This is a genomic window from Kineothrix alysoides (genome assembly GCF_000732725.1).
Classification (GTDB): domain Bacteria; phylum Bacillota; class Clostridia; order Lachnospirales; family Lachnospiraceae; genus Kineothrix; species Kineothrix alysoides.
Genome location: NZ_JPNB01000001.1, coordinates 76,595 through 95,943, shown reverse-complemented (window position 1 = coordinate 95,943; position 19,349 = coordinate 76,595). Strand labels below are relative to the sequence as shown.

Here is a 19,349-nt window from a genome sequence, read left to right as displayed (position 1 = left end):
TTTAGTGTATAATATATAATACAAAGGAGATGTTTTATGTTTGGTTCATCATTCGGCAATATATTTAAAATAACTACCTGGGGGGAATCACACGGCAAAGGTCTTGGTGTTATTGTTGACGGCTGCCCTGCCGGTCTTTCTCTCTCGGAAGAAGATATCCAGGTGTATCTTGACAGAAGAAAACCAGGACAATCCCGATACACCACAAAGCGGGGGGAATCCGACACCGTAGAAATTCTGTCGGGGGTCTTTGAAGGAAAGACTACAGGGACTTCCATTTCGCTCATTGTCTATAATAAGGATCAGCATACTGCCGATTACAATGAGATTGCCGAGTATTACAGACCGGGACATGCCGATTTCAATTTCGATACAAAATACGGATTTCGGGACTATAGAGGCGGAGGCCGTTCCTCAGGACGCGAGACAATTGGACGTGTGGCAGCAGGAGCTATTGCCTGTAAGATTTTAAAGCAGCTGGGTATTACCCTTTCCTCGTATACCTTGTCTATCGGTCCCATTTCCATTGACAAAAAGAACTTTGACGAAAATGCTATTATGCAGAATCCTCTTTATATGCCGGATTTGGCTGCCGCCGAAAAGGCTGCCGAGTATTTGGAAAAATGTATGCAGGAAAAGAATTCTTCCGGCGGTATTATCGAATGTGTCATTCACGGTATGCCCACAGGCATAGGCGATCCGGTATTCGAAAAGCTGGAAGCCAATCTGGGAAAAGCGATCCTTTCTATCGGTGCCGTAAAAGGCTTTGAAATAGGCGACGGCTTTTTGGTTTCCGCTGCCACCGGATTATCAAATAATGACAGTTATCAGGCTGATGAACAAGGAAACATTAAAAAAGTCACCAATCATGCCGGAGGTATCACAGGCGGAATGAGCGACGGCTGCGATATTGTATTCCGGGCTGCAGTAAAACCTACTCCCTCCATTGCCGCCACCCAACAGACCGTGAACAAAAACAAAGAAAACATTTCCATAAACATAAAAGGACGCCATGATCCGGTAATCGTTCCAAGAGCTGTTGTCGTCGTGGAATCCATGGCTGCCCTGACTGTCGTTGACATGCTCTTTTCCAGTATGACATCCCAAATGGAAGACGTAATTTGCTTTTTTAAGTAATAGGAAAGTGTGCCTATTATATAAAAGCCTTCGGGCGAACAATGCGCAGCTGCGCGCGGGGAACAAAAGCTGTGCTGACAAAGTTCTTGGCTACGGGAGTGTGTGACGCTCACTTTTGTTCCAAATAAAAATTCTCAAACAAAAACTCCGGGGACTAGAAACGAAAGTGTTCTAATCCCCGGAATATTATTTATTGAATATGAGAGCAATTCGCCAGGCGCACTGCTCATTGTTCTTATATACTATACTCTTATATCTGACGGAACAATTCTTTTACCGTCGGATATATTTTTGCAAATTTACGGTATTTTTCCTCGTACTTCGCTGCAATCTCCGGTTCCGGCTCTATCGTGTCCACAATCTTCACAAGCGTTGCTGCCGCTTCCTCGACTGTCGCGTATTCTCCGCAGCCTACCGACGCCAGCATAGCTCCTCCGTATCCCGGCCCTTCCTCGCTTTCTATTCTGTCAATCTTAATATTCAGTACGTTAGCGATAATCTTACGCCAGAGAGGACTCTTCGCCCCTCCTCCGCAGATCTTGGAACGCTCGATATTGATTCCGAGAGAACGTGCTACTTCGAAAGAATCACGAATAGCAAAAGCAACTCCTTCCAGTACCGCCTGGGTCATATCCGCCCGGGTCGTGTCCATGGTAAGTCCGATAAAGGTTCCTCGCGCATAAGGATCATTGAGCGGAGAACGCTCGCCCATTAAGTAAGGCAGGAAATATACGTTATTCTCTCCCAGTTTCGTAATCGCCGACTGTTCCTTCGCATAATCGCGCTCTCCTACGATATCATCCATCCACCATTTGTTGCAGGAAGCTGCGCTGAGCATACATCCCATCAGATGGTAATAGCCGTCCGCATGAGCGAATGCATGCAGCGCATTGTTCTTATCTACGCCGAACTGATTGCTGGAGATGAATATCGTACCCGACGTTCCGAGGGAAATGTTACACATCCCATCCCCTACTGTGCCCGTACCCACTGCAGCAGCAGCATTGTCTCCGGCGCCTGCGATGACCTTCACCGTTTCAGGAAGTGCCAGTTCTTTCGCCACCTCGGCTTTTAATGTTCCTACGACATCCGCACTTTCATAGATACCGGCTAACTGCTCTCCCGTCACTCCGCAGATTTCCATCATTTCCTCAGACCAGCATTTATGCTCCACATCGAAGAGCAGCATACCGGAAGCATCGGATACGTCCGTACAGAACGTACCGGAAAGCTTGTATGCGATGTAGTCCTTGGGCAGCATGATTTTCTTTATTCTGGCGAAATTGTCCGGTTCGTTTTCTTTCACCCAGAGAACCTTCGGCGCCGTAAAGCCGGTAAATGCGATATTCGCCGTATACTTGGACAGCTTATCCTTGCCAATTACCTGATTCAGATAATCTGTCTCCTTCGTCGTCCTTCCGTCATTCCAAAGAATCGCAGGGCGGATGACCTCGTCCTTTTCATCTAAAATAACGAGACCGTGCATCTGTCCGCCGAAGCTGATTCCCGCCACCTGCGATTTGTCGCAGGAGACGGTCAGCTCTTTCAATCCTTCCACAACCGCGGTCCACCAATCCTCAGGATTCTGCTCAGACCAGCCCGGATGCGGGAAGAAAAGGGGGTATTCTTTGGATACGATATTTTCTATTTTTCCATCCGCTGCCATAAGAAGAAGCTTAACAGCAGAGGTTCCCAAATCTATTCCTATATAAAGCATTTTTTTATTTCCTCCTATACGATGCCGATGCATCAATTATTGCCTGGAAAGCCAGATCTTAAGCTTCCCAAGCAATATTATAATATTATGCAAAAGGATTCTCCGTAGGATATCTTACTCCCTTCGGCTGATTATAGCCGATTTCTTCTACCGGCACGCCGATATATTTGAAGACTTCATACAAAGATTTTCCGAAATGTCCGAACGCAACAGCACCGTGGTGAGGATAGTTCCCCTCGATCAATACGTGACGGTAGAAGCGTCCCATTTCAGGTATCGCAAAGATACCGATGCCTCCGAAGGATTTTGTAGCTACCGGAAGCACTTCACCCTGTGCAATATAAGCGCGCAGCTTGGAATCTGCCGTGCTCTGCAGGCGGTAGAAAGTGATTTCACCGGGTAAGATATCTCCTTCCAGAGTTCCCTGCGTTACTTCTTCGGGAAGGTTTCTGGCCATAATCATCTGATATTTCATAGCACAGGAAGACAGTTTCTTAGAATTCGTGTTTCCGCAGTGGAAGCCCATGAAAGTATCGTTATGTGTATAGTTGAACTTACCCTTTATGCTTTCTTCGTACATATCTGCAGGTACGGTATTATTGATGTCAAGAAGCGTAACCATATCTTCACTCACACATGTTCCGATGAATTCGCTGAGCGCTCCGTAAATATCCACTTCACAGGATACCGGAATACCCATTCCCGTCAAACGGCTGTTTACATAACAGGGAACAAATCCAAACTGGGTCTGGAATGCCGGCCAGCATTTTCCTGCGATAGCGACATATTTTCTATAGCCCTTGTGCTCCGCTATCCAATCGAGCAGAGTCAGCTCGTACTGAGCCAATTTAGGAAGAACCTCCGGCTTCTGGTTACCTGCACCCAATTCTGCCTCCATATCCTTAACTACATCGGGAATACGAGGGTCATTGTCATGCTTATGGAAAGCTTCGAACAAATCAAGCTCGGAGTTTTCCTCGATTTCTACGCCGAGGTTGTAAAGCTGCTTAATGGGCGCATTACATGCCAAGAAATTCAACGGTCTGGGGCCGAAGCTGATGATCTTAAGATCGGATAAGCCGATAATACCGCGTGCAATCGGAACGAATTCGCGGATCATATCCGCACAGCCCTCTGCGGTTCCAACAGGATACTCAGGAATATAAGCCTTGATATTGCGGAGCTTCAAATTGTAGCTGGCATTCAGCATACCACAGTAAGCGTCGCCTCTTCCGCCAATCAGGTTATCTCCGCTTTCTTCCGCAGCCGCTACAAACATTGCCGGTCCGTCGAAATGCTTTGCAAGTAAGGTCTCAGAAATTTCCGGTCCGAAGTTACCAAGGTATACGACGAGAGCGTTACAGCCCGCCTTCTTAACGTCCTCCAACGCCTGTACCATATGGATCTCACTTTCTACGATACAGATAGGACATTCATAAATGTCATTTTTTCCGTATTTATCTTCATAAGCCTTAATGAGCGCTTTTCTTCTCTCTACAGAGAGACTTTCCGGGAAACAGTCCCGGCTTACCGCTACAATACCGATTTTCACCTTAGGTAAATTATCAAACATATTCTTATCCTCCATTCTTTCTGCTGTTTTTACAGCGCAATGTTTTCGCCTTTGATGCCGTTTACCGCTCCTTCAATCGCAGCCTCGGCATGGGCAATCAGCCATTTGTTCTTTGCCATGAGCAATTTGTCCTCCGGATATGCACGGTCGGAAGCTTCCAATTCCGTATTGGTGCCCGCGGGCAGAATCACCACATTGCGGAAGGGCTTTCCGTCGACGCTGCACGGTGCATAATGCAGCGTCGTCGCATACATTTCATATACCGTGCCTTCGGGAACGAAAAAGGCTTCCACTTTTGCGGAATCATAAGAAAAGTCCGTTTCTATATCCTGCTGTTTTCCAAGCAGTAAAATAAGGTCGGATGCCGCAACTCCGAATTCCGAATTGCGATGATACTCCAACGCATTCAGCTTGTTGTTCGTACCGTTGCAGTATCCAAGCTGTATCTCCAGTCCTCCGAAGAGACTGTTCTTGATGTCGGCAGCTATCGGCAGCTTCTCAAACTCCGCGATCGACGGATAATATACGACCGTATCTGCCGGCGCATCCGTCTCTTTCATGGCGCTTATAAGCTGCGCAGCGTCAAATCCATCCAAAACCCGTCCGTAGGCTTTATATGCCTCATCCATGATCGATTGAATCTTCACCCTGTATCACTCCTCCAATTCTTCTATAAAGATGTTTCTTATAGTTCTCATTATAGGAGTTTTTTTTGCTCTTTTCTACCAATAACTTGTCTATTTCATAGCACTTTCTTGCCTTTTTTGTATTTCCCTTCTATACTTGTCCGGAGTTATTCCAAAACGAGATGAAAAAGCCTTCGCAAAGCTTCTCGCATCGGGGAAGCCATTGTTCTCCGCAATCTTATTTACCGACCGGTCGGTATTCAAAAGCTCCTTAAAGGCATACTCCACCCGTACGTTTAAGACGTAAGTCTTATAGTTCACATTGGCATATTTTTTAAAGATTCGGGACAGATAGGTGGAAGAAAATCCGAAGATTTCCGCCACATGCTCCAGCGTAATATCTTCCCTGAAATGCTCTTGTATATAGGAAGTGATCTTGAACAGCTTTTCCATCTGTCTGCTCTGTTTCACCCTCTCCTTATCCACATTTCTTTCCCGATAACGTGTCAAAAGGAAATGCATCATTTTGTAGTAATCGCTTAGCACTTCCAGCTCATACCCATATTGCTTTTCTGCATATGCCGTGTACATACGGCGAATCAACCGCACGAACTGAGCGTCCTCTTCCTTGTAGCCATCAGAGGTATGACGGAAAAGAAGGTATTCTTCTTCCTTATATTTGTGGAATTCTTCCGGCGGTATCTGCAATACGATTGTAAAGTTCTCCTTCGGTACGTCGATAGAGTGCACCTCATTGGAATTAACGATGATGAATTTTCCTCTGGATAGACCATAATAGGAGGTATTAATGTAAAAATCAATTTCTCCTTCAAAAACGAGAAATATCTCTATACTGTCGTGCCAGTGCTTTGTCACACGGTAATTGCCGTTTCTTCCCTCAAATATAAACATTTTAAATGGGAGATCATCATTAGGTAATACGAGCTCACGTTTTAAATCCATGAATTTTTGCTCCTTTTTGGATGTGAAAAACAGTAAATGTACTTATAATATTCTAGCATGTATACAAAGCACTATCAACATTGCAGATATATGTGTTTTAGGCATGTCCGGCAGCTATAAATCCTTATGCCGACAATAAAAACAGCCGACTGGTCATTTATTAACCAATCGGCTGCTTTTATTTCATATCTTTCTACAAGAGTTCTTTCAAAAGTTTATTCACCATACCCGGCTCCGCTTTGCCATGCATCGCTTTCATCGTCTGTCCTACCAAATATCCAATTGCCTTTTCTTTGCCGCTTCTATAGTCCTCGACCGATTGAGGATTGGCGCCTATTACCGCTTCTATCGTCCTGCGCAGCGCATCTTCGTCGTTTACCGTCTTCAATCCCTTTTCTTCTATATATAATTGCGGATCGATATTGGTATCGAACATGATCTCAAATACCTCCTTCGCTACGGAACTATTGATTACTTTTTCTTCCGTAAGCCCGATAAGCTTTGCCAGGTTCTCGGGAGAAAAGCGGATGTCCTCCGGCTCCATACCATTCTCCTTCAACAAACGAAGCGTTTCTACCATAAGCCAGTTCGCCGCTTTTTTGGGCTGCCCGCAAAGAACTGTGGTCTTCTCAAATATATCCGCCATATGCTTAGAACTGGTAATAATCTCTATATCGTACTCGGGAATATCGTACTCCTTTTTATAGCGCGTTATCTTCTCCGCCCTCATTTCCGGTTGTCTTTCTTTAATCTGAACGATCCACTCATCGCTGACCTGGATAGGCACGAGGTCAGGGTCAGGAAAATACCGGTAGTCCTGAGCATCCTCTTTGCTTCTCATCGCATAGGACTCTCCTTTATTATCATCCCATCTTCTCGTCTCCTGAATTATTTCGTCTCCAGCCTCCAGTAGATCTATCTGCCTTTCCCGCTCGTTCTCCACGGCACGCTTTATTGCGCGGAAGGAATTCAGGTTCTTCATTTCCGTTCTCGTACCGAATTCTTTTGCACCTGCCTCTCTGACAGACAGGTTTACATCCGCCCTCATGGAACCCTCTTGAAGCTTGCAATCGGAAACGCCGAGATATTGAAGCGTCAGGCGAAGTTTTTCCAGATAGGCTATTACCTCCTGCGCACTTCGCATATCCGGTTCGGATACGATTTCGATAAGAGGAACGCCGGAACGGTTATAGTCCACGAGGGAGCATTCCTCCCATTCATCGTGAATCAGCTTGCCCGCATCCTCCTCCATATGGATCTCATGGATTCCTATCGTCTTACTTCCTACTTCTGTTTCTATTTCCACCTTGCCGTTTCTGCAAATAGGAAGATAGAGCTGGGATATTTGATAGTTCTGAGGATTGTCGGGGTAAAAATAATTTTTTCTATCGAATTTACTGTACTGCGTAATCGCACATTCGGTAGCCAGCCCTACCGCTATGGCATATTCCAATACCTGCTTATTCAGCACCGGAAGAGAGCCCGGCATACCGGTGCAGACCGGACAGGTATGTGTATTGGGCGCACCGCCGAAGGCAGTGGAGCAGCCGCAGAAAATCTTTGTTTTGGTAGAAAGCTCTACGTGAACCTCCAGACCGATGACCGTTTCATATTGCTTCGCCATATCCTAGACCACCTTTCCTTATTTTTCTTCGTTTTCTATAGTTGGAGTGCCAAAGACACCTCTTGCCTTTTCATAGGTGTAAGCCGCCTGAATGATTTTCTTCTCCTGAAAGCAATCTCCGATAAGCTGCAGCCCAATCGGAAGCCCCTTAGAATCAATCCCGCAGGGCACGCTGATGGCCGGAAGTCCTGCAAGGTTTACCGAAATCGTGTAAATATCTCCCAGATACATCTTAATAGGGTCTGCCAGGCTCTCCCCCAGCCCGGGAGCCGTGGTAGGAGCAACGGGACCGAGAATCAGATCATATTTGGAAAAAGCTTCGTCAAAGGCCTTTTTAATAAGAGCTTTTACCTTCAGCGCTTTCAGATAATACGCGTCATAATAACCGGAACTGAGTACAAAGGAGCCTAACATGATCCTCCGCTTCACCTCTGCCCCGAAGCCTTCGGAGCGGGATTTTTTATACATACTGTGTAGCCCGTCGTATTCCTGCGCCCGATGTCCGTATTTGATTCCGTCAAAACGCTCCAGGTTGGAACTGGCTTCTGCCGCCGCAATGGCATAATAGGCAGGAATTGCGTATTCTGCCAGACTCAAATCGAATTCTTCCACCATAGCGCCTTTATCTCTCAGTACCTGCGCCGCTTTTAAAACGGCTTCCTTCACTTCACCGTCCAGACCCTCTCCGAAATAATCCTTGGGAACACCGATTTTCATACCTTTTACATCTTCTGTCAGGGCATCGGCGAAATCGGTATCCCTGGCTACGGAAGTCGAATCCTTCTCATCATGGGACGCGATTGCCTCAAGAATTGCCGCACAATCCGCTACATCCTTACTGATAGGTCCGATTTGATCCAAAGAAGAACCATAAGCAATCAGTCCATAGCGGGATACGGTTCCATAGGTGGGCTTCAATCCCACCACACCGCAATAGGAAGCGGGCTGACGAATAGAGCCGCCGGTATCCGAGCCCAATGCAAAAAAGCATTCCTGCGCCGCCACCGCAGCCGCCGAGCCCCCTGAGGAGCCTCCCGGCACCCTGTTTTCGTCCCACGGATTCTTCGTCTCCCCATATGCAGAAGTCTCTGTGGTAGAGCCCATGGCAAATTCATCCATATTTGTCTTGCCTATCATGAGCGCACCGGCCTTTTCCAGATTTAAAACTGCTTCTGAGGAAAAAACAGGGACAAAATTGCCAAGAATCTTCGATGCACAGGTGGTTAAGATTCCCTCCGTACACATATTGTCTTTAATAGCCATCGGCACTCCCGCCAGCGGTCCGGTAAGTTCTCCGCTGTCGATCTTTCTTTGAATATCCTCGGCTTTTTTCAATGCCCCTTCTCTATCCACCGTAATATAGCAGTTATACCGCCCTTCGCGGCTTTCAATGCTGTCTAACACAGCCGCTGCCGCATCCATTACCGTCACTTCTTTTCTTTTTATTGCGGCCGCAAGTTCCAGTGCCGTCCATTGTAATATATCCATAGCCACGCCTCCTAAGCGAATGTCCGGGGTGCCACAAACATGCCGTCTTTTTCCCCCGGTGCGTTTTTCAGTATTTCTTCTCTACTGTCGCCGTTCGTGACTACATCCTCCCTAAAGACATTCCGGACCGAAAAAACATGAGACATCGGCTCCACTTCGGAAGTGTCCAGTTCACCCAGCTTGTCAATATAATCGAGCATTCTTCCCATATCCTTTTTCGCCTGTTCCTTTTCCTCTTCGGAAAGCTCAAGCTTTGCAAGGATGCCTATATATTCAATTGTTTCATCATTTATTATATTTGCCATTTTGAACCTGCTCCTTTCAAATCCTAAGTCACTGATCATTTAGTCTCTGACTTTAATATGCACTTCCCGAAGCTGTTTTTCCGTCACATCATTCGGTGCACCGCACATCAAATCCTGGGCGGAGCCGCTCATAGGAAAAGCGATTACTTCTCTGATGTTCTCCTCGCCTCGAAGCAGCATAAGCATACGGTCGATACCCGGGGCCATTCCTGCATGGGGCGGCGCACCAAATTGAAATGCCTGATAGAGCGCTCCAAATTTATTTTTTAAAGTTTCTTCATCATATCCTGCAATTTCGAAAGCCTTTATCATTATCTGCATATCATGGTTTCTCACCGCCCCCGAGGATAATTCGATACCATTGCATACAATGTCATATTGATATGCCAATATATCCAGAGGATTCTCTTCCTCAAGCACCTTCAATCCGCCCTGAGGCATGGAGAAGGGATTGTGTGTAAATCCAATCTGCTTTGTCTCAGGGTCTTTCTCGAACATCGGGAAATCGTTCACATAGCAGAAGTGATACGCATTCTTTTCGTACAAATCAAGCTTGCTGCCCAATTCGTTCCTAATCTGTCCGGCGTAGTAATTAGCTCTCTCCTCTTTATCTGCGATGAAAAAGATTGTATCTCCCACTGCAAGGCCAGCCTTTTCCAGCAGTTCTCCCTTCTTATCCTCGGGGATAAATTTATCGATGGGTCCCTTATAGCTCAATCCTTCCTCCACCTCCAGATATCCGAGACCGCCCATACCGAGAGAAACTGCAAAGCTAAGCAGTTTTTCATGAAAGCCCTTGGTCATTTCCCCGTGTACCTTGACGGCGCGCACTGTTTTTCCGATAAAGGGCTTAAAAGTACATTTCTGAAAGAATTCCGTTACATCTATAATTCTGAGAGGATTGCGCAGATCCGGTTTATCCGTTCCGAACTCAAGCATTGCCTGCTTATAGCTGATAACGGGATAGGGCGCCTTCGTCACCTCAAAGCCCTCAGGCGCAAATTTTTCAAAAGCGGCGCCCAGAATCTCTTCTCCTGCACGAAATACATCTTCTTGTTCGGCAAAGCTCATTTCAAAATCCAACTGGTAGAATTCGCCGGGCGAACGGTCTGCTCTGGCATCCTCATCGCGAAAGCAGGGAGCTATTTGAAAATATTTATCGAATCCCGATACCATCAAAAGCTGCTTATATTGCTGGGGAGCCTGAGGAAGCGCGTAAAATTTTCCTTTATATTTTCTGGAGGGAACGATATAGTCCCTTGCTCCTTCCGGCGAGGAAGCGCATAAAATAGGGGTCTGTATCTCCAGAAATCCCATTTCCGTCATTTTCTCCCGCAAAAAGGAAATTACCTGAGAGCGGAAAATAATGTTCTCTTTTACTCTACTGTTTCTAAGGTCTAAATAACGATATTTCAGGCGAACGTCTTCTCTCGTTTCCCTAGAAGTCATTATCTCAAAGGGAAGCTGTTTGTATACCTTGCCCAGAATAACAATGGATCTGGCTTCCAGCTCTATAGTCCCTGTGGGTATCTTTGGGTTATAGGTTTCCTCATCTCTCTTTTCGATGAATCCTTCCACCGATATAGAGGCTTCCTTCGTAATCTCCTTCAAAAGCTCGGGGGTACGGATCACTACTTGCAATACGCCGTGCATATCTCTCAAATCCAGGAAAGATACGCCTCCATGATCCCGAATATTTTCTACCCATCCCGCCGCTTTTACTGTTTTTCCGATGTAGGATTCGTCGATTTCTTTTACTGTGATGTCTCTGTAACTGTTCTTAATCGTCATAATACTCTCTCCTTCTTTTTTTGACGTTCCGGGACTTCTTTACACTTTGGGGGCGTTGAATGAGCTCGCTGACCGAACTCGTAAGCAGCCTCCTGACCAGTCTCGTTGGCTAGCCTCATGAGCAGACTTTAAATTTCTCTTACAGAGAAATTTAAAGTTCGCGTTGCTCGTAAGATTGACAAAACAAGACAGAACTGCAAGCCGTTCTGTCTTGTTCCGTCAACCTTACTCTGCTTATGCGCGCAAAGAAGTCCCGGAACACAGTCTCCTGCATTCCGGGACGGATAATTAAAATTATAATAATCCGCGGTACCACCCGCATTGACAAGCCGACATCTCTATCAAGATGTGTGAACCGCCTTGCCCACTCTTACACTTAACGCGTGTTAACGTATCTCCCTAGTGCCTTCATCGGCAGTTCGGAACATCTGCTCCAGAGTGTTCCCTTTGTTACTTCCCGCAAACAGCGCTCTCAGTCGGTGACGCCGTATTCCTGTCGCATTTCATAACAAGAGTCTCTTTCAATGCATTTCAATAATCTTTTAATAGCCACATACTATCACAACTTTTTTTTAAATGCAATACCTTTTATCAAAACTTTTTAAATTTTGTATTATTGTATACATCCATTACCTCTGATGCATTTAAAACAGGCAGCGGTTTCTCAGGGTGGTGACACAGCATTTTTTCCATCCAGATCATATCGTACCATTTGCCCAATTTATAGCCGCACTTCGTAAAATGAGCTACCGTTTTATAACCGTATTTTTCGTGGAAAGAAATACTTTCCGGATTAGGATAAGCGATGCAGGCGTTGACATTTATGATATGCTGGGCTGCAAGAATTTCCTCCAGCGCCGCATATAGCTTTTTGCCGATGCCTTTCCCATGCGCTCCTTCTTTTACATAAATGGAAGTTTCCACCGCCCAATCGTAAGCAGAACGCCCTTTAAATGCGGACGCATAAGCATAACCAAGAATTTCCTCTCCCCGCTGCAGCAAGAGATAAGGATATTTTTCCATCGTATGCACCATTCTATTCCTGAATTCTTCCACAGAAGGCACTTCATATTCGAAGGTTATCGCCGTATTTTGCACATAAGGAGTATAAATGTCCAGCAGATGTGCTGCGTCCTCTGCCTTTGCCGCTCTAATTATCATTTCACCATTCATCATCAACACTCCTGTCTTAGCTTAAGTTTATTAATCTTGCTTTAGGTTATATAATGTTTATCATTATAATCCTTTCGGCAAATATAGCAAACATTTTTTCATATAGCATTCTTCCATATTTGTTCTGTAATAAGAAAATGCAACTATTACAGAACAAACGAATGCGCAGCTACACGCGTAGGACAAAAGCCTTTAGCCAAACCGTGCTGAATCTTTTGCTGTATGCAAGAAAACTGTACGGCACTAAGCAATAACTGTTTGGAGTGAAGCTGATGCAACGGGCAGCAAAACAAGCAGTAGGTTTGACTATCTGTCAGTGGTACAGAACACTATATATTGAACTTATTGTAACTGTTTTTAAACTTTTCCATAAATCGGGTTGACTTTATAGCGTTTTTCTATTAGTATAATAAGGAATACTAATGAGAGGGAGATATGAAAATGAATAACGAAATTTATTATGATCAGGCATCCTATGCAGCAGCCATGGCTTTTATTTCAGCGTACCTTGTATTTATCCTGGTAATCGCAGTTATAACGCTCGTAGGAATGTGGAAAATGTTCGCAAAAGCAGGTAAGCCGGGTTGGGCAGCAATTGTTCCAATTTACAATGTTTACTGTCTGTTCGACATTTCTTTTGGTAACGGCTGGATGTTCTTACTTATGCTTATTCCGCTTGTAAACATCGTAGTAGGTATCATGATGTATTTCAAGCTGGCAAAAGCCTTTGGGCAGGGTGTTGCCTTCGGTTTCGGCTTATTGTTCTTAAGCACTATTTTTATGTTGATTCTTGGCTTCGGCAAGGCTCAGTATGTGGGACCGAACAATATATAGCTAGTAGAATACAGGCAACGGACAACACACTTAGCGAATGGCCCGTTGTTTAAATCAAAAAAAGCAGTACATAGTCGGTTATATACCGATGAATGTACTGCTTTTTTTCCGTAACAGAAAAGTGCTCTAATTACAGAAATAATAGATGCGCAGCTACGCGCGGAACAAAGGCGGTGCTGCCGAAGCACACTTTTGCGCTTACTCTATTCGCTTTCAATAAGTATCGCGCGGCAAGGTGCTCCGTCTGCACCGCCAAGATTAATAGGCGCTGCACTAAGTAAGTAATTGCCCTCGGGCACGTCTTTTAACACCAGACCTTCCAACAAAATCACTTCCTCTTTTAACAACTCATAATGCACCTTCATAGGGCCGTCCTCAGGGCCCACAGTCTGGGATTCCACTCCCACGAGCAGAATTCCATGACGGTTCATTTCCTCTGCCGCCTCTAAGGTTACCGTTGCTTTTCCCTTTATTAACAGGCGTTTATGACATTTAGTGCCTTCCATTATCTGACGTATCTGTCCGGCAGTTATGTTCCCTTCCATGGCTGCCACAGTGGCTTCTCCTACACAGCGGCTTAAATCCAGTTCATCCACTCTCTTCCCGTCGTCATAAAAATGATACGGGGCATCTAAATGGGTGCCGTTATGCGCGCACATGGAAATTTCGGTCAAATTACAGATGTCGCCGTTCTTAATCTGCAAACGTCTCTCATAAGTAGGTGCAGCATCTCCCGGAAACACATGACTTGTGAACAGTTCCTGAGAAATATCATAAATCTTCATAGCTATATCCATGCCCTTTCCAATTTCTGCGTCTTTCTACAGCGCCTTGATCCGGTCTACCGCCGCAACCGTATTCTCATAGCTGCCAAAAGCAGTCAGTCTGAAATAGGTCTCTCCGCTGGGACCAAAGCCTGATCCGGGTGTACCGACCACGTTAGCATTTTCCAAAAGATAGTCGAAGAACTCCCAGCTAGTCATTCCCTTCGGTGCCTTCAGCCAGATATAAGGGGCGTTCACGCCGCCGGATACCGTATAGCCGGCATCCTTTAACCCGTTCAAGATGTACTGTGCATTGTTCATGTAATAATCGACTTGCTTCTTCAACTGCTCCTTACCTTCCTTGGAATAAACAGCCTCTCCCGCGCGCTGTACGATGTAAGGCGCTCCATTGTATTTGGTGCCGTGACGTCTCGCCCAGAGAGAATGGAGCATCACATCCCCGCATTTCAAATCCTTAGGAATCACTGTGCATCCCAGACGTACACCCGTGAATCCGGCATTCTTGGAGAAGGAGCGCAGCTCGATGGCACAAGTCCTTGCACCCTCGCATTCGTAGATGGTATGAGGTACATCTTCTTCCGAAATATAGGCTTCATATGCCGCATCATAGATAATTACCGCACCTACCTTATTCGCGTAGTCCACCCACTCCTGAAGCTGTGTCTTCGTGATGGTGGATCCGGTAGGATTATTCGGGAAGCAGAGGTAAATAAGGTCCGGTGTTTCCCTGGGAATCTCCGGCGCAAAATTATTCTCCGAAAGACAAGGCATATAAATCACATCGCTCCATGTCTCCTTCCTCGCATCGTAAACGCCCGTTCTGCCGGCCATTACGTTAGTGTCCACATAAACCGGATATACCGGATCGCATACCGCAATTTTATTGTCCAAGCTAAAGATTTCCTGAATATTTCCCGAATCACATTTCGCTCCGTCCGAAATGAAAATTTCATCCGCTGCTATATCACAGCCTCTCGCCTTATAATCGTTATCCGCAATCGCGCTTCGCAAAAATTCATATCCCAAATCCGGCGCATAGCCTTTAAAAGTATCTGCGCTTCCCATCTCTTCCACCGCTCCGTGCAATGCCTCGATAATGGCCGGCGCCAAAGGCTGGGTCACGTCACCGATGCCGAGACGTATGATTTTTTTATCCGGATTTGCCTGTGAATAGGCATTTACCTTTTTACCTATTGTGGAAAAAAGATAGCTTCCCGGTAATTTTAAATAATTGTCATTGATCTTGAACATTCTGTTTCTCCTCTCACGCATTTCGTATTTCTTATTTTATATCTCGATTTCACCTTCAAAAACAGTTTCTGCAGGCCCCGTCATATATACAAGATTTTCTCTTCTGTCCCATCGTATATGCAACTTGCCACCTAATAGTTTAACAGTAACTTCCTCCTCCGTCAAACCATTTAATATACATGCCACTACCGTGGCGCAGGCTCCCGTGCCGCAGGCCAGAGTTTCTCCCGTCCCGCGTTCCCATACTCGCATCTGCACGGTATTTCTGTCGATTACCTTTACGAATTCAGTATTAACCCGATTGGGAAAACGAACATGGTTCTCAAAATAAGGCCCGATTTTCTCTATATCCAGATTTTCCACATCTTCCATAAAGACTACCGCATGAGGATTTCCCATCGACACACATGTCATTTCATAAACTTTACCCTCTACTTCTATCATTTCGGAAATTACTTCCTCATTTTCTGAAATGACAGGTATGTCAGCCGCTTTGAGTATGGGGCTTCCCATATTGACCTTCACAGCCTTTACCATTACGTTCTTTATGATCAAATCTAAATATTTTATCTGCCCGGAACTGATAACGCTGACAGAAGTTTTATCGGTCAGGCTTTTATCGTAAACATATTTCGCCACACAACGAATGCCGTTTCCGCACATCTCCGCTCTGGAGCCGTCAGCATTATACATTTCCATTTCGAAATCCGCCTGTGACGACCGGTTAATAAAAATGACTCCGTCTCCGCCTATTCCAAAGTGTCTGTCACTCAGTCTTCGTACCAGCTCAGGCTTTTTCCTTGCCGATACTTCCTCCGTAAAACCATTCACATAAATGTAATCGTTGCCGCATCCGTGCATCTTCGTAAATTCCATGCTCTAGCTCCCTTCCGGCAGGCAGGCCCGCCGCTTTCTATCCTTCATCTCTATCATAGAAACTGATTATAGAAACTTCAAAAGTTTTTATTAGTATAACACATATATTTTGCCATATATATTGTAATCATTGCCTAAAAATATGCAAAAAGTGCTTTTGCGCTTAAAATAAGTGTGTGCTTCATATACTCTCGCAACAAAATATTTCTGCAGCACAGCTTTTGCTTTGCGCACCTTCACAGCCAAACACTTCGGCTGCACAGTTTTTGTTCCGCTCACGCGGCTGCGCATTCATGATTTCTGTAATAGGGGCACTTTCCCATTACAGAAAAAAACGGGACCGGAATGAATCCGAACCCGCTTGTTTATACTTCCATATGACTGTCTTTTATTTATGAGTGTTATCCGCTTATGAATATTCTTCACGTATAAATAAGTGTTCCTCACTCATTCATAAATAAAATCATCTGCGCCGTCTCTGTCATATTTGTGCTGCTGTCCATGCTGCACTTTTGTATATACCTATGCGCCTCTTCCTCCGTCATATTATTACGGTGCATAAGAATCTGTTTCGCTTCTTCAATCAGTGCTTCCTCTTTTTCATCCCGCTCCTTCGGCTTAGATTTCTGATGCTTACGGCGTCTCTCCGACGCTCGTATCATCATCTCCACCGTATTCACCATATCATAAATCTTAAGAGGCGTCTCCAGACAAACAATGTCGTTATTCCGACAACCGGCAAGTATATGGGGAGATGCCATCAGAAGCATCTCGAATCCGGGAGGAAGGTATTCGTGCAACTGCGAGTAAATCATATCCGACAGCTTATAACTGCATATGACAATACCACTGCTCAGATGATCCGCCTGACCGATCGTCTGCGAGCCGGTGGTACAGACCGCCGCAACGGAGAAGCCGTTTCTTACAAGAAGGTTCTTCATGTTCTTCGCATCTTCCAGCTTGGGAAACGCAACGATAATGCTTGTCATATACTCACCTCCTCCTTATGCCATTTCTTAATTTACTCTGTTTCCTATTTATTCCGTTTTTTATTATATTTCCATCCGTTCAATTACATTCTCCCGCCGGAAGTATTTTAATATTTATTCAGATAAGATTCTATTTCCCAGTCAGTAACCTGCGAACGGTATTCCGACCACTCCGCTTTTTTCGCCTTAATATACTTTTCACAAATATGCTCACCCAAAACTCCCTGAATGAACTCATCTTTTTCCAACTCATGTACTGCCTCGATCAAGCTTTCCGGGATAGCTTCGATTTTTCCCGCTTTCCTCTCCTCCTCGGACATGGTGAAGATATTACGGCTTACACTCTCAGGCGGCATCATCTTGTTCTGAATGCCGTCAAGCCCTGCCCGCAGGCATACAGCCAGTGCCAGATATGGATTTGCCGAAGGGTCGGGACACCGAAGCTCTACCCGCGTACCTTCCCCCCTTGAAGCAGGAATACGGATAAGAGGACTCCTGTTCGTGGCGCTCCACGCGATATAAACCGGAGCTTCGTAGCCGGGCACAAGCCTTTTATAAGAATTTACAAGAGGGTTGGTAATCGCCGCCATTCCCTTCATATGCTTCATAATTCCTCCGATAAAATAATAAGCTTCCTCGCTCAGCCCAAAATTATCGGCTGCGTCCGCAAAAATATTTTTGCCGTCCTTGGATAACGACATATTAATATGCATGCCGGAGCCGTTTATTCCATACTTGGGCTTTGGCATAAACGTTGCGTGAAGCCCGTGGCGCTTTGCAATTGTCTTTACCGCCAGCTTAAATGTCATAATGTTATCCGCCGTTTTTAAAGCTTCGTCATATTTGAAATCAATTTCATGCTGTGCCGGCGCTACCTCGTGATGAGAGGCTTCGATGACAAAATCCATCTCCTCTAAAGTAAGAACTATATCTCTTCTGGCATTCTCACCGAAATCAACCGGCCCCAAATCGAAATAGCCTGCCTGCTCATGAGTAATCGTAGTCGGAAGCCCATTTTCATCCGTATGGAAAAGAAAGAATTCGCACTCAGGTCCCACTTCAAAACGATAGCCCAGTTTCTCAGCTTCTCTTACCGCACACTTCAATATATAGCGGGGATCGCCTTCGAAGGGCTCTCCATTCGGACGGTAAACGTCACAAATAAGCCTTGCAACCTTCCCTTGCTGGGGTCTCCACGGAAAGATCTGAAAAGTATTGTAATCGGGATACAAATACATATCCGATTCCTCGATGCGTACAAAGCCTTCGATGGAGGAGCCGTCAAACATACATTTATTATCCAGCGCTTTTTCCAACTGGCTCGCTGTAATTGCCACATTCTTCAGATTGCCGAACATATCGGTAAATTGCAGGCGGATAAATTCCACGTCTTCCTCTTCTACCAATTTTATAATATCTTCCTTCGTGTAATTTTTCATCATGCTTCCTTCCCTTCCTTTACTATTATCAAAATACAAAAAAAGGCAGTCCTTCACTTAAAAGAACGCCTTTGCTCTGTTTAATAATAACAACTGCTTCTCTCCTTTGTCAATACCCAAATACATCCACACGCCACTGCGCACCATTTTCCCGAAGGATTTTCGTATAATAGGGAATATAGGAATTTTCTATTATACAAGTGGCATAAAATATAGCACGTAATAATAAGATAGTAAAAAGAATTTTAACGGGGATATTGTTATGAGTTCCAAAACAAAAATAGTTGTGCTCCATTTAAAAGAACTAATATACACCGGCATCTTTGCCGTTCTGGGGATTCTCTTTATCGTGCTTCTGATCATCATGTTCCTCCCCAAGAACAAGGATAACAACTCCAATATCATACAGCCGGCGAACTCTTATATGCCCGGCGTTTATACGACCTCTCTCGTGCTGAACGATAACATAGTCGATATTGAGGTTACCGTAGATGAAACCAATATCAACAGTATCCGCATTGTCAACCTTGACGAAGCGGTTGCTACCATGTACCCTCTTATCGAGCCGGCATTCGAAGACCTCGTAACTCAGATATGTGAAAATCAGTCCTTGGATGGCCTTACATATTCCGACGATAACAAATATACCTCCATGGTGCTGTTGGATGCCATTAAAGCGTCTCTGCATAAAGCCGAGTCGGCTGCAGCTGCGAACTCTTTGGAGGAACAATAATGTCATTTTTAAGAAGGTGCCCCAAAGGACACCTTCTTATTCTTT

17 protein-coding genes are annotated in these 19,349 nt (G+C 45.2%); 3 read left to right on the top strand and 14 right to left on the bottom strand.

Annotation, left to right across the window (positions count from 1 at the left end):
- Positions 1–36: 36 nt before the first annotated feature.
- On the top strand, positions 37–1,137 hold the full coding sequence (gene aroC, locus CC90_RS0100400) for a chorismate synthase (protein ID WP_031388866.1): 1,101 nt from the start codon (positions 37–39) through the stop codon (positions 1,135–1,137).
- A gap of 250 nt (positions 1,138–1,387) precedes the next feature.
- Here the strand turns inward: aroC and xylB are convergent, their stop codons facing one another.
- From xylB to CC90_RS0100350, 9 genes are all read right to left on the bottom strand, one after another.
- The gene (xylB, locus tag CC90_RS0100395; protein ID WP_031388865.1) at positions 1,388–2,854 is read right to left on the bottom strand and encodes a xylulokinase; all 1,467 of its coding nucleotides are present in this window, start codon (positions 2,852–2,854) and stop codon (positions 1,388–1,390) included.
- Positions 2,855–2,939: 85 nt separating this feature from the next.
- A complete protein-coding gene (locus CC90_RS0100390; RefSeq protein ID WP_031388864.1) occupies positions 2,940–4,427 on the bottom strand; it encodes an L-fucose/L-arabinose isomerase family protein in 1,488 nt (495 codons plus the stop codon).
- 29 nt (positions 4,428–4,456) lie between these two features.
- The gene (locus tag CC90_RS0100385; protein WP_031388863.1) at positions 4,457–5,074 is read right to left on the bottom strand and encodes a DUF4867 family protein; all 618 of its coding nucleotides are present in this window, start codon (positions 5,072–5,074) and stop codon (positions 4,457–4,459) included.
- Between the two features lie 90 nt (positions 5,075–5,164).
- Positions 5,165–6,016 (bottom strand): AraC family transcriptional regulator, encoded by an 852-nt coding sequence (locus tag CC90_RS0100380; RefSeq protein WP_031388862.1) that lies wholly within the window; start codon positions 6,014–6,016, stop codon positions 5,165–5,167.
- A 193-nt stretch (positions 6,017–6,209) separates the two neighbouring features.
- Positions 6,210–7,640 carry an Asp-tRNA(Asn)/Glu-tRNA(Gln) amidotransferase subunit GatB gene (gatB, locus tag CC90_RS0100375; protein ID WP_031388861.1) on the bottom strand — a complete coding sequence of 477 codons (1,431 nt, stop codon included), beginning with the start codon at positions 7,638–7,640 and terminating at the stop codon, positions 6,210–6,212.
- 18 nt (positions 7,641–7,658) lie between these two features.
- Complete coding sequence (gene gatA / locus CC90_RS0100370) at positions 7,659–9,128, bottom strand: Asp-tRNA(Asn)/Glu-tRNA(Gln) amidotransferase subunit GatA (RefSeq protein ID WP_031388860.1); 1,470 nt, start codon at positions 9,126–9,128, stop codon at positions 7,659–7,661.
- Positions 9,129–9,139: 11 nt separating this feature from the next.
- Positions 9,140–9,433 carry an Asp-tRNA(Asn)/Glu-tRNA(Gln) amidotransferase subunit GatC gene (gene gatC / locus CC90_RS0100365; RefSeq protein ID WP_031388859.1) on the bottom strand — a complete coding sequence of 98 codons (294 nt, stop codon included), beginning with the start codon at positions 9,431–9,433 and terminating at the stop codon, positions 9,140–9,142.
- Between the two features lie 39 nt (positions 9,434–9,472).
- Complete coding sequence (gene aspS, locus CC90_RS0100360; protein ID WP_031388858.1) at positions 9,473–11,224, bottom strand: aspartate--tRNA ligase; 1,752 nt, start codon at positions 11,222–11,224, stop codon at positions 9,473–9,475.
- 591 nt (positions 11,225–11,815) lie between these two features.
- Positions 11,816–12,400 carry a GNAT family N-acetyltransferase gene (locus CC90_RS0100350; RefSeq protein WP_035315061.1) on the bottom strand — a complete coding sequence of 195 codons (585 nt, stop codon included), beginning with the start codon at positions 12,398–12,400 and terminating at the stop codon, positions 11,816–11,818.
- A 438-nt stretch (positions 12,401–12,838) separates the two neighbouring features.
- Between CC90_RS0100350 and CC90_RS0100345 the strand changes: the two genes are divergently transcribed.
- On the top strand, positions 12,839–13,231 hold the full coding sequence (locus tag CC90_RS0100345; RefSeq protein WP_242843215.1) for a DUF5684 domain-containing protein: 393 nt from the start codon (positions 12,839–12,841) through the stop codon (positions 13,229–13,231).
- A gap of 203 nt (positions 13,232–13,434) precedes the next feature.
- Here CC90_RS0100345 and CC90_RS0100340 read toward each other — a convergent pair whose 3' ends face one another.
- From CC90_RS0100340 to glnA, 5 genes are all read right to left on the bottom strand, one after another.
- Positions 13,435–14,016 (bottom strand): cyclase family protein, encoded by a 582-nt coding sequence (locus CC90_RS0100340; protein ID WP_031388855.1) that lies wholly within the window; start codon positions 14,014–14,016, stop codon positions 13,435–13,437.
- Positions 14,017–14,052: 36 nt separating this feature from the next.
- Entirely contained in the window at positions 14,053–15,267 is a 1,215-nt protein-coding gene (locus CC90_RS0100335; RefSeq protein WP_031388854.1) for an LL-diaminopimelate aminotransferase, read from the bottom strand.
- Positions 15,268–15,303: 36 nt separating this feature from the next.
- Entirely contained in the window at positions 15,304–16,143 is an 840-nt protein-coding gene (gene dapF, locus CC90_RS0100330; RefSeq protein ID WP_031388853.1) for a diaminopimelate epimerase, read from the bottom strand.
- A 443-nt stretch (positions 16,144–16,586) separates the two neighbouring features.
- The gene (locus tag CC90_RS0100320) at positions 16,587–17,132 is read right to left on the bottom strand and encodes an ANTAR domain-containing response regulator (protein WP_031388851.1); all 546 of its coding nucleotides are present in this window, start codon (positions 17,130–17,132) and stop codon (positions 16,587–16,589) included.
- Between the two features lie 107 nt (positions 17,133–17,239).
- Positions 17,240–18,571: a type I glutamate--ammonia ligase gene (gene glnA / locus CC90_RS0100315; protein WP_031388850.1), complete on the bottom strand. Its 1,332-nt coding sequence runs from the start codon at positions 18,569–18,571 to the stop codon at positions 17,240–17,242.
- A 262-nt stretch (positions 18,572–18,833) separates the two neighbouring features.
- On the opposite strand from glnA, the gene CC90_RS0100310 reads away from it, so the two are divergent.
- Positions 18,834–19,304 (top strand): hypothetical protein, encoded by a 471-nt coding sequence (locus tag CC90_RS0100310; RefSeq protein WP_031388849.1) that lies wholly within the window; start codon positions 18,834–18,836, stop codon positions 19,302–19,304.
- Positions 19,305–19,349: the final 45 nt, after the last annotated feature.